The sequence below is a fragment of the Flavobacterium sp. XS2P24 genome (assembly GCF_030010285.1).
GTDB classification, from domain to species: Bacteria; Bacteroidota; Bacteroidia; order Flavobacteriales; family Flavobacteriaceae; genus Flavobacterium; species Flavobacterium algoritolerans.
Window position 1 is genome coordinate 229,966 of the sequence record NZ_JASCRU010000003.1, and the last position, 12,561, is coordinate 242,526.

The following is a 12,561-nucleotide window of genomic DNA, read 5'->3' on the forward strand; positions in this document are numbered from 1 at the left end:
CGACTCTTCAGGACTGAATACTAATTAAAGAATGTCCAAACTTCCTTTACCTTCTCTCACTACAATAGGTTCATCTCCCGATAAATCAATAATTGTTGATCCCATATTATCACCATAACCGCCATCAACAACCATATCGACAAGGTTTTGCCATTTCTCAAAAATAAGTTCCGGATCAGTCGTATATTCAATCACATCATCTTCATCGTGAATAGAAGTCGAAACAATTGGATTCCCTAACTGCTTCACAATTTCTATAGCTATCGCATTATCAGGAACCCTGATTCCAACAGTAGTTTTCTTTTTGAATTCCTTTGGTAAATTATTATTTCCGGGTAAAATAAACGTGTAAGGTCCTGGCAAAGCTCTTTTTAATAGTTTAAAAGTAGGTGTGTCAATTTGCCTTACATAATCGGATATATTACTCAAATCGTGACAGATAAAGGAAAAATTAGCTTTATCCAGCTTTATTCCTTTAATCTTTGCGATACGTTCCAAAGCTTTGGTATTAGTAATATCACAACCCAAACCATAAACGGTATCCGTTGGATAAATTACTAATCCTCCATCTTTTAAAACCTTAACTACTTTGGCAATTGCCGCTTCATTAGGTTTATCTTCGTATATTTTTATAAATTGAGCCATCAGATTTAAGATTTTTGATTAATGATTTCTGATTTAAAACTTCAGTCATCTGATTTTATATTTAGTCAAACTGCCTCTGAACACTGAAGAACTGACCACTTGGTACTATCCAATAATATCCAGTTTCGCAAAGCGTAACAATAATTTCTTTATACCACCAACCTCAAATTTGATTTCGGCTTTTTTATCTGCTCCCACTCCTTCCAGGTTTAAAACTTCGCCTTTACCAAAACGTTCGTGCATTACAATATTTCCGGCAACTAATTTATTATCAAACAAATTTGCACTACCGCTTGAAGTTGCAGTATTGGATACAGGTTTCAATTTACGAATATTTATATCCGATTTGGGTTCACTATCATTACTATATTTGACTGGTGGAGTTCCGTTGGCTGGTTTTGCCAGACGCAATTTGGATTTATCTACATCTCCAAAAATATCACTGTCAATCATTGGTTTATACCTATAATTTGATTCAGCCGGAGTTAGATATTCTAAATACTGTGCATCAATTTCCTCAACAAATCGAGATGGTTCACTATCAGTTAATTTCCCCCAACGATAACGAGATTGTGCATACGTCAAATACGCCTGATGCTCCGCACGAGTCAAAGCCACATAGAACAAACGACGTTCTTCTTCGAGTTCACTTCTTGTACTCATACTCATTGCACTCGGGAACAAATCTTCTTCCATTCCTACTACAAAAACATGAGGAAATTCCAATCCTTTTGCCAAGTGAATTGTCATCAAAGCCACACGATCTTCATCGCTGGTATCTTTGTCTAAATCTGTTGCCAAAGCCACATCTTCCATAAACTCAGACAAGGCGCCACGAGTACCATCGATTTCTTTTTGCCCTTCGGTGAAATCTTTGATACCGTTTAATAATTCCTCTATATTCTGGATTTTGGCCATTCCTTCCGGAGTGGCATCTTTCTTTAATTCTTGAACCAATCCTGTTTTTTTGGCAACGTGATCGGTGATATAAAACGCATCTTGATTTTGATCAATAACCTGAAAACTCTGAATCATCGTTACAAAATCCTGTAGCTTTTGCTTGGTTCCCGAATTCAGTTTCAAGTCAATTTTATCAATATTCTGCATCACTTCCCAGATGGAACGTTTGTAGTGATTGGCGGCAATCGTAAGCTTTTCAACAGTTGTATCTCCAATTCCTCGAGCCGGATAATTGATTACGCGAACCAAAGCTTCTTCATCTTTTGGATTGATAACCAACCGCAAGTAACACAATACATCCTTGATTTCTTTCCTTTGATAAAAAGACAAACCACCATAAATTCGATACGGAATATCTCTTTTTCTAAGGGCATCTTCCATCGCACGGGATTGCGCATTGGTACGATACAAAATTGCAAAAGAGCCATTACTAAGCTGGTTTTGCATTTTTTGTTCGAAAATAGTACTGGCTACAAAACGCCCTTCTTCGGCATCAGTCATGCTGCGGTGCACTTTTATTTTTGGACCAAAATCATTGGCAGTCCAAACTATTTTATCCAACTTTACCTTATTCTTATCGATAATAGTATTTGCGGCTTCCACTATGTTTTTTGTCGAACGGTAATTTTGTTCCAATCTAAAGGTTTTCACACCTTCATAATCTTTTTGGAAATTCAAAATGTTGTTGATATTCGCACCACGAAACGCATAAATACTTTGCGCATCATCACCCACCACACAAATATTCTGGAATTTATCTGATAAAGCACGAACAATTAAATATTGAGAGTGGTTCGTATCTTGGTACTCATCCACCAATATATAACGAAAACGGTTTTGATATTTGGCTAAAACTTCTGGAAAACGGGTCAATAATTCATTGGTTTTCAATAATAAATCATCAAAATCCATCGCGCCGGATTTGAAGCATTTATCTACATAATTTTGATAAATTTCTCCTAATCTTGGCTTTTTAGCCATTGCATCCGCTTCTTGTAATTCGGGATTATTGAAATAGGCTTTTACCGTAATCAAGCTATTTTTATAACTGGAGATTCTGCTTAAAACCTGTTTGGGTTTATACACATCCCTGTCCAATTGCATTTCTTTGATAATCCCGGAAATACAACGCAATGAATCTTGGGAGTCATAAATCGTAAAATTCGAAGGATATCCCAAATGATCCGCTTCGGAACGTAAAATTCTGGCAAAAACCGAGTGAAATGTTCCCATCCAAAGATTTTTTGCCTCACTTGCTCCTACAATTTGGGAGATTCGGGTTTTCATTTCCCGTGCCGCTTTGTTGGTAAACGTAAGCGACAAAATATTAAAGGCATCAACGCCCTGATTCATCAAATAAGCGATTCTAATAGTCAACACACGCGTTTTCCCAGAGCCCGCACCAGCAATGATAATCATTGGCCCGTCTTTTTGAAGAACAGGTTCACGTTGGGCTTCGTTGAGTTGATCGATATATTTATGCATGGAGAAATTTAAATTTATTATGCAAAAATAAGAATTTAAGAATGAATTAGCGACCCCAATTGGCCATTTTACAAAATTATAACCAATCCGTTTTGGGGCTATCACTTGGGCGTGACCACAATAGAAAAAAGGGGCTATTTTTCATTGTCGCTATTCGCCCCTTTCCCTATTGCGGTCGGGCTATCCATGCTACTTCGGTAGCTTATTTCTATCCCTCACGCAAGACCCTGCAAACCCAGATTGTTTTATTTGCCGAAACTGATAATGATTCTTTGCAAGTACTTACTAGAAACAACGTGTTCGCCGTGGCGAAAGCAATCCCAATTAGTATGTCCATTCCAATAATCTATTGGGCTTGATTTTGTTAGTGAGTTTGCTACTTTCTAATTATTTATCTGAACAATGAATGATATTCGTTAAGTCCTTGCGAGGAACGAAGCAATCGCATTTAGTATATCCCTTCCAATAATCTACTGATTTTGCTTTTGTTAATGAGTTTGCTTCGTTCCTCGCAATGACTTTGATTGTAGATTTGTATCATTTGCTCGGCTTGCGTGGTAAAGTCGGGAGACTTCGCTTAGTAATTAGCAATGAACACTTTGATGAGTAGGGAAACTAAAATTTAAACAAACAGAAAAAGTCAATCTATTTTTTTATTAAGGTCACTTTATATTTAATCCTTAATTTTTGGATTTGCTAAAATATTTCAAAGACAAAACCTTTTTTAACTTAGTCCAATTGCCATAATCAATTGTGGCAGTTGTAAACGGCAGTATTGCATTTTCCAAATAATCGTCATCTGTTTCACTTTTGTCGTTTGTTGTGGGTGTTTGAAAATTTACGCTTGGTTGTCCATTTAAGGTTATTTCCGATACGTCATACGGCAATTTAATTGTATTGAATTTACCTGTTTTGTGATGACAGTAACTCACTGCACTACAATTTAGACACTTGTTAGGATGTGAAATTCTGTCACCATCTATTTCAAATTTGCTTGTTCGTTTAAATTCATTTACTCTGTTTAAAGATGCCGCCAGTTTAGATTTATTTTCGTTTGTTTTATCAACTTTGAAAATGCGATAAGTTCTAATTCTAATTTTCTTTTTGCTATTAAATTCTCCTATATCTTCCAGTTGCCAATACCAATAAATTAAGTAGCCAAAATCGATATTCAATGAAGTTAATTCAAAAATATAGCCATACAATTTTATCAGGTCGTTATTAAATGCTGTAGAAATCCCTTCTGATGTCCGTTTGGTAAACTTTTCAACTACTGCGAAACGTTTACCACTTGTGTTTTCAAATACATAGTCAGGGTTCCCCCTAACCGTATCTGTTGGATTTGAATAAAAGCTATTGTTTAAGCCGTCAAAGTTGTTGATGATAAGCTTTGCATTTAAAATTTCATTAAAGTCGTTTTTTACGGTAACATTTATTTCAATTAAGCTGTCTTTGAAAGTTTCTGCAATATTTTTTGTTCTCTGAAAATCGTTATACCTGTCAATCAAATGTTTTTTCTCTCCAAGCCATTCATCTTTTTCCCAAGTTGCATTAGAAGAAACCGCATAGGTTTCATTTATGGCAAAACTAACTGGACAAAACTCAAAGTCACTAAGGTCACTAACAAGTGTAATTTTCTTGGAATTGTAATTTTTTGTAAAAGCATTCTTTGTCCTGTTGTGAATCTCTTCTTTAAAATATTTCAAGTACAGAGCAAGGCGTAAACGAGTTACTTTAGGGTTGCCGTTATAATCTTGATAAGAGATTGTTTCAATAATGTAATTTTTGAATTGTGTTTGTTTTATTCCTTCAATTCTCAGACACATCAAGCAACTTTCAATGTATTTAATATGCTTATCTAATTTCACTAAAACGTCAGCATAACGAACAAAAAATACTTTTTGGTCGGAAGCATATTTTTGATATTGGAATGAAAAAGGAGAATTACTTAAAACACTAAAGTCCAATTTGTCGAGCCAAGTTAAGGCTATTGAATTGGAGTTTTTAGAAACCAAGTATTTTACAACAGTCAATACTGTTTTATTAAAAATACTTCCTGTGTATTTATCATACTTATTAGTTCTCGACAAAAGATTTTCAGCATCACTCAGAAGATTTAGATTTTTCCAGTCCTTAATTTTATCACTATAGTCCAACCAAAGTTCTTCGTTTTGTATTGGTTTAAAGTTAGGATAATTTGTCTTGATATAAATGTGTAATTCTCTTGCTTCAGAATATTTACTTATCTTTCGTAAGCATTGAGCTAGATAATAACCATTCCAGTCACTCTTTTCCCTTTCCCATATTTCACGAAATAAAGGAAGTGCATTTTCAAATTCTTCTTTCTTTTTTAGCTCATCAGCCTTGGCTCGTAATTCTTGGATTGTCGGCATTATGTCGTTTTTTTTCGCTTTAGTTTTATATAACTTAGCTTTTTTTACTTATAAAATAATGTAAATTCTTCTAATTTAAATATCAAAAATAAAGAAACTCGCGCTTCGTCGCCCTCGCCCTCGCTTTTGGGTTCTCTCGTGGCTCAACTTTCGTTGCCTAAATCATCAAATTTTTATTTTTTTTCTTGTGTTTATTGGAATTACTCTAATTTCAAAGAATTTTTTTATATTTAGTATGATCTTACTAATGTTTTATAAAGATGCAATGTATCTTCATTTTCATAAATTATTGCTCCTCCCCAATGTAGTATGTCATCATAAATCATTAATCCAATTTTTTCTTCTGTTTCTGTATCATTAAAATAGTATAGCGTAAACTTTCCTCTATGGGGTTCGCTTCCAATTTCTTTTGGTATATACTCTTCATATCTATATACTTCTCCGCTTTGAAAAACCACAGTTGCTGAAGTTTTTTTTCCTACATTATAGATTGTCACCGTCGTCTTGTATTTTTTAGTAGACTCAATTACTGAATCTCCATTGATCATTGATGTTCCGATAAATGTGTATTTTTTTACCTGAGCACTCATGCTCACTGGAACTAACATAACTAATAGTAATAATAACTTCTTCATTTAAATTTAATTGATTTCAAAAATATTTCTTTTTTGGCTACGTTTCTGCTAAATTCCATATGCACGAAACAAACCTTCGTTTATACACCCAAATTAAGATCTATTTGAGAAGGTTTGTTTCGCTTTATGTTTTTATAACTTAGCCTTTTTTTGAATGTAAAAGTAAAGTGAATTCTTCTAATATAAATATAAAAAGAAAGAAACTCGCGATTTGCGCTTCGGGGTTTCCGTTAAGTCCGTTCAGTCGTTGCTGTAAAAAAAACTTATAAATAGTCAAAAGACAATGGAATTGGTTTGATTCTTAATAATCTTAAAAATAATAAATTCCCTCGCTTTTCGTAAAGCTGTTGTGTATGCGTAAAGGATAGAAGCTAGCTATCAAAGTAGCGCGGATAGCCTGACCGCCGCTAGGAAAAAGGGCATATAGGCGGTACCAAGGATTAGCCCTTTTTTCTAATAGGGGTTACGCCAAAAGGATTCGGTTGATATTATTAAAAAAACACATCGTACGCAAAACGGATTAAAGTCCCGACTACCACTACCAAAAAGAAAATTCGGATAAAACTATTTCCTTTATTGATGGCCAGTTTGGCGCCAATCCAACCGCCAAGAGCATTACTGGCAGCCATAGGCAATGCAACTACCCAAATTATTTTACCTTTTAAAATAAAAAGACAAATGGAACCAAAATTAGTCGACAAATTCACCATTTTAGCATTTGCGGAAGCATGTAAAAAATCGAATCCCATAATGGCTATAAAAGCAACTACCAAAAAACTTCCGGTTCCCGGACCAATAAATCCATCGTATAAACCAACTATGAAACTGATTCCAATAGCATTCCAAATTTGGGTTCTCGAAGAATGATTCTTTTCAATATGTTGCCCAAAATTTTTCTTGGCGTAGGTATAAATCACTAAAAAAGAAAGAACAACCAGCAATAATGGTTTCATGAAATCATTGCTCACATACGTCAATAAAGTAGAGCCTAAAAATGCCGAAGGAAATGCCAAAAGCATCATAATAGCCAGCAATTTCCAGTTCATATCTACTTTTTTAAGATACTGATATGCTGCAAACGATGTTCCACTAAAAGCAGGAACTTTTAGCGTGCCAATTACAGTTGAAACAGGAAGATTAGGCAATAAAATCAAACCCATGGGAGTTTGTATCAATCCGCCACCACCAACAATTGCGTCAATAAATCCTGCCGCAAAGGCCGCTAAACAAAGTAAAACTAGAATATAAGTTTCCATTACGGTATTCGATTTTAAATAGTGTAGTTACAAGGGACAAAAATAGTATTCGTATTGATGTATTGCTATTAAATAGAAATTGTTTTGTCTTCAAAAAAGTATATTTTTGTTATTTAAATTTTAAATCAAAATGGATTCAACAAAAATCATAGAAATTCTGGCGTACACAATACCCTCACTAATTACCGGTGGAGTTGCTTATTACTTGTTCAACTCTTATTTTAAAGACCAACAAAATACTAGACGTTGGTTATTACAAAAAGAAGCACAAAAAAATGCTTTACCACTGCGTTTACAAGCCTATGAGCGCATGTCATTATACATGGAACGCATTAATCCAACTAAATTATTAATTCGGATTGCTCCAATTTCCAACGATAAAAACGATTACGAAAATCTGATAATTTCACAAATCGAACAAGAATTTGAGCACAATTTAACCCAACAAATTTACATGTCAGATGAATGTTGGACTATCATTGTAACTGCAAAAAATGCTACAATACAAATGATTAGAAAAGCGAATATGAGTGAACATGTAGACAATGCCGATAAATTGCGTGAAGTTGTTATAAGTGATTTGATGGAAAAACAATCACCTAGCAATGCTGCATTAGCCTACATTAAAAATGAAGTGGGTCAATTGTGGTAAAACATTCTAAAACAATGAACATAATCAAATTCACTAATTTCAATATCAATAATCGTTTGAAATTAGTGAATTTATGTTTTAAATCCCTGTTGATTCTGACTTATTCTTTCAACAACCGGTTCAATTGAAACCGTTCCGCTTCATTTAAATCAGGAACAATTCTTTCCAATGAAGCTCTCATTTCCGAATTTTTTAATAATTTTCTAATGTTATCTCTTCCAAATTTCGAGAAATGCCACATGTGATGCGTGGTTGAGTTGACCAAATTCTCCAAAACAACATCATTTATTATTTTGAAAGAAAGTAATTTATCCAAAGCATTTTGTCTTGTATTCGCTTCGTAATTGATTGACGAATACTGTATTAATTCGTTTATGAGGGCACCTTTTTCTTCAGCATAATTGGGTGTTGACAAAGCGAGTGTGAGCCATAATGTCCTTAAATTATAATCATTGAAACCTATCCAGGTTTTTGATTTATCCAAATACTGAATGCGTTGCACCGGAAAATTATGCCATAAATTATACAGCGCAATTTCTTGTGTTTGATATGATTTATCCTGTAATAAAGTTTCATATTGCGTTCTGAAACTCTCCGGAATTTCATTCAATGATGCAGCAACCGATTGGCGCAATTGCATATTTTTAGTTTCTAAAGCTAAAATAAAAAAACTCTTTTTATCTTCCCAATTTTCATTTTTCAATTGATTCAGAATCGCTTCTTTTACCGAAAAACAAACGTCAGATTGCATTGTTTTTTTTAGAAAATCTCTTTTCTCTGACAACGGTTTGTTTTTTAACTTATCAACTTCAAACAGTATCTGAATATCTTTATTTTTAAGCAATAAACTATTGGCTTGTTGTGTATTGAAAACGGTATTTTCAAGCCATACTTTACTAAAATTATCCAAATCATATCTTGATACTTTTTTGATTTCAGCAAAGAAATCTGGTGTATTCACACTCTTAAAAGCATGCTTTTTCAAATAGTTTGATACCGCTTTTTTAAAGGCCTTATCTCCTATTTCTTTTTGTAAAACAAAAAGTGCCCAAGCTCCTTTTTGATAAAAAGTCAATGTACTGGCTTTGGCATTCAAAACAGGAATGGTGTCCGTTCGGGAAGCAAATTTCAATTGTTGCGCCGACTCATATAATTTGGAATAGAAATAATCTTCACCATAGATTTCCTTTTCGACCAGCAACGCGTAATAGGTTGCGAAACCTTCCTGTAACCAATGGTGTTTTCCACTTTCGGCAGTGACTAAATTCCCAAACCATTGATGTGCTAATTCATGTGCATTAACATTCGTGTAACTTCTATCCTCAAAACCTGTAGAATCGACCACATAACGCGTGTTGAAAAGTGTTGCTGATGCATTTTCCATTCCGGCATACAAGAAATCTCTGACAGGCGCTTGTTTATAAATTTCCCAAGGATACTTTACTCCTATTTCCTTTTCTAAAAAATCAAACATTATTTTAGAATCACGATAGGTTGGTTCAAATTTAGTTGCGTCTTTTGGTTCCAAATACATTTCTAAAGGAATTCCCGAATTTGATTGCTGTATTTGTTTTTCAAATTTCCCGATGGCAAGCATGAGTAAATAAGAACTCATTGGTTTTTGCATGTTGAATCTCCAATAGGTCATTGAATCATTATTAACCTTACTTTTTAAAATTCCGTTAGAAATTACTTGGTATTTTGAATCAACTACTATTTCCAAACTAAAAATCATTTTCTCATTGACATCATCAAAACTTGGCAGCCAATTGCTAGTGTTTTTTCCTTGTCCTTGCGTCCATATTTGCACATTATCTTTTTCTTCAGAACCAACAAAATACAAGGCTTGCTTTGGTTTGGCAACATAATTAAAACTAACATTATTTTTTCCTTTTTTGAAATGTGAAATCAATAGAATTTGCTTTCCATTTGTAATAAATTGAATTTTTTTTTGATTTAATTCTGCATCAGAAAAATCCATATTTTGCCCGTCAATTTTAATAGTATCTGTTTCTTTTAAAACATTAAACCAATAGCTGACTGCACCGCTAACAGATTTAGCCTTAGAATTAATTGTTATCTGTCCACCAACCGATTTAAAATCGACAGATTTACTTTGTTGCGCAAAAGTGATGGCAGATATTAAGAGAAAAAGGTATTTCATGAATTTCAAAGGTTAAAACTGAGATTTCCAAAGTTACAAAGGTTTCCCAAACTAATCCGACTAATTTTGTAAGTTTACCTCCAGAAAATTACAAGAAAATTACATTGAAAACGAAAGCCTTATTTAATTGGAGCAGCGGAAAAGATTCTGCGCTGGCCTTATATAAAACACTACAAAGTCCTGAAATCGAAATTGCCTGTTTGCTGACCAGCGTAAACCAACAATACCAGCGTATTTCTATGCATGGTGTTAGAGTTGAATTATTGCAACAACAAGCTGAAAGCATTGGATTACCGCTTGAAATCATGCAAATTCCCGAAATGCCCACCATGGAAGTTTACGAAAATGTGATGCGCGAAACATTGACTACACTAAAAAACCAAGGCATAACCCATTCTATTTTTGGGGATATTTTTCTGGAAGATTTGCGTAAATACCGCGAAGACAAATTAGCCGAAATAGGATTTAAAGGTATTTTCCCGCTTTGGAAAATCCCAACTCACGAACTCATTCAAGAATTTATCAGTTTAGGATTTAAAACAATTGTGGTTTGTGTCAACGAACGATTCTTGGATAAAAGCTTTGTTGGTCGCGTGATTGACCAAGATTTCATCAACGATTTACCTGAAAATGTAGATGTTTGTGGCGAAAACGGTGAATTCCATACCTTCACATTTGATGGTCCTATTTTTTCGAAACCAATTGATTTTGAAATTGGAGAAATCGCGTACCGAAAATACGAAAAACCGGAAAAAGAAGATTCCTCAGATACCGCTTGCGATACCAGTGCTTCTGATGCATTTGATTTTGGATTTTGGTATTGTGATTTAGTATCAAAATAGTTTCTCTAAATAGAAAAACCTAGACGACTAGTTCTTTTTCGCGACCTAATGTGAATTTAAATTTTGATCCTTTTCCCATTTCAGACTCAATATCGATAGTACCGTCTAAAGCTTCCACTATCTTTTTTACCGTAGCTAAGCCTATTCCGTTTCCTTTTACACCGTATCGATCAACTGTTGAAACTACTTCAAATATTTCAAAAATAACTTTATGATATTCTTTTAAAATTCCCGGTCCGTTATCGCTAACGGCAATTTTATAAAAGTCATTTTCTTCAATTATTTCAATTTCAATCTCAATATTTTCTTTATCGTTATACTTTATAGCATTTGTAACGAGATTAATCAATATTTGCTCAATCGCAGTTTTATTGGTGTACACAGAGCTTACATTCGATTTGAAAGTAATAGAACAGTTGTTTTTGAAAATAAAAAGATTCGAAAGTTCTTTTTCTAAAACAGCAATTTCTACTTCACTATTGTTTTCTTTCTCTATCACATTTGACTTGCTGTACTCTAACAAGCTGTCAATCATCTCTCTTAACTTAGCCGAAGAACTTTTAATTAAATTAATAATTTCTTTTCCATCCTCATCAATTGTTTCGTTGTAATTATCAATAAAAAAATCAGTCAGCCCAGATATATTAGCCAAAGGAGATTTTAAATCATGCGCTGCGATGTAAGCAAATCGTTCCAGTTCCAGATTCTTTTTTCCCAAGGCTTCCATTGTTTTTTCTAATTGCAATTTATTCAACCTCAGTTCCAATAATTTCATCGTCTGTTCAGAAAGTGCTTTTAACGAACCAATTTGAGCAGGAGTCAAAATTTTTGGCTTGTGATCAATTACACATATGGTTCCAAGTGGAAATCCATCTTCATTTGTCAAAGGTACACCGGCATAAAAAATCACGTTGGGTTGGCCGGCAACTATTGGATTATCATGAAAACGAATATCATTTCTTGCATCCGGAATAATGAAAACATTTTTGGGGTCATTGATTGCATACGCACAAAAAGAATAATCTCTTGGAGTTTCTGAAATATCTAATCCTGCATGCGATTTAAACCATTGGCGTTCTTCATCAACAAAAGTGATAAGAGCTATTGGAGTTCCACATATTTGCGATGCTATCAAGGTCAAATTATCATAGTCTGCTTCTGGAAGGGTATCTAGAATAGAATAGGATTCCAATAATTTAATTCTTTCTTCTTCTTGGATATACTTTTCTGGTACAATCATTTTTGTGGTATTTTTTTATGCTTTATTTTTGGAATGCTTTGTATAATACCATCTTAAATATTTTTAGTAGCACTTATTCGCTCATCATTAATATACAAATAGTAAAACGTTTGCAAAAGTATTTATTTTCTTAAGCTTTACTTTCGATAAGCATTCTTTTTATATAAATTTTAATACAAAAAGAAAGAACCGTTCTAAGTTAATTTGTGTTTATTAACTTAGAACGGTTCCTTACGTATTCAAATCTATCGCTATTAAATAGTAAAAAGCAACAAGAAATCAATCTAAT

The 12,561-nt window shown here is 33.8% G+C and carries 9 protein-coding genes; 2 read left to right on the forward strand and 7 right to left on the reverse strand.

What is annotated here, in order from left to right:
* Positions 1-24 precede the first annotated feature (24 nt).
* From QLS31_RS04185 to QLS31_RS04205, 5 genes are all read right to left on the reverse strand, one after another.
* The gene (locus tag QLS31_RS04185) at positions 25-645 is read right to left on the reverse strand and encodes an L-threonylcarbamoyladenylate synthase (protein WP_282742809.1); all 621 of its coding nucleotides are present in this window, start codon (positions 643-645) and stop codon (positions 25-27) included.
* Positions 646-750: 105 nt separating this feature from the next.
* Complete coding sequence (locus QLS31_RS04190; protein ID WP_282742811.1) at positions 751-3,090, reverse strand: UvrD-helicase domain-containing protein; 2,340 nt, start codon at positions 3,088-3,090, stop codon at positions 751-753.
* 680 nt (positions 3,091-3,770) lie between these two features.
* Entirely contained in the window at positions 3,771-5,483 is a 1,713-nt protein-coding gene (locus QLS31_RS04195; RefSeq protein WP_282742813.1) for a hypothetical protein, read from the reverse strand.
* 230 nt (positions 5,484-5,713) lie between these two features.
* Entirely contained in the window at positions 5,714-6,073 is a 360-nt protein-coding gene (locus QLS31_RS04200; RefSeq protein ID WP_282742815.1) for a hypothetical protein, read from the reverse strand.
* A gap of 536 nt (positions 6,074-6,609) precedes the next feature.
* On the reverse strand, positions 6,610-7,374 hold the full coding sequence (locus tag QLS31_RS04205) for a TSUP family transporter (RefSeq protein ID WP_282742817.1): 765 nt from the start codon (positions 7,372-7,374) through the stop codon (positions 6,610-6,612).
* A 130-nt stretch (positions 7,375-7,504) separates the two neighbouring features.
* Here QLS31_RS04205 and QLS31_RS04210 point away from each other — a divergent pair, with 130 nt between their 5' ends.
* Positions 7,505-8,026 carry a hypothetical protein gene (locus QLS31_RS04210; protein ID WP_282742819.1) on the forward strand — a complete coding sequence of 174 codons (522 nt, stop codon included), beginning with the start codon at positions 7,505-7,507 and terminating at the stop codon, positions 8,024-8,026.
* A 100-nt stretch (positions 8,027-8,126) separates the two neighbouring features.
* Here QLS31_RS04210 and QLS31_RS04215 read toward each other — a convergent pair whose 3' ends face one another.
* Entirely contained in the window at positions 8,127-10,190 is a 2,064-nt protein-coding gene (locus QLS31_RS04215) for a M1 family metallopeptidase (protein WP_282742821.1), read from the reverse strand.
* 104 nt (positions 10,191-10,294) lie between these two features.
* Here QLS31_RS04215 and QLS31_RS04220 point away from each other — a divergent pair, with 104 nt between their 5' ends.
* Complete coding sequence (locus tag QLS31_RS04220; protein ID WP_282742823.1) at positions 10,295-11,032, forward strand: diphthine--ammonia ligase; 738 nt, start codon at positions 10,295-10,297, stop codon at positions 11,030-11,032.
* Between the two features lie 19 nt (positions 11,033-11,051).
* Here QLS31_RS04220 and QLS31_RS04225 read toward each other — a convergent pair whose 3' ends face one another.
* Entirely contained in the window at positions 11,052-12,272 is a 1,221-nt protein-coding gene (locus QLS31_RS04225) for an ATP-binding protein (RefSeq protein ID WP_282742825.1), read from the reverse strand.
* Positions 12,273-12,561 lie beyond the last annotated feature (289 nt).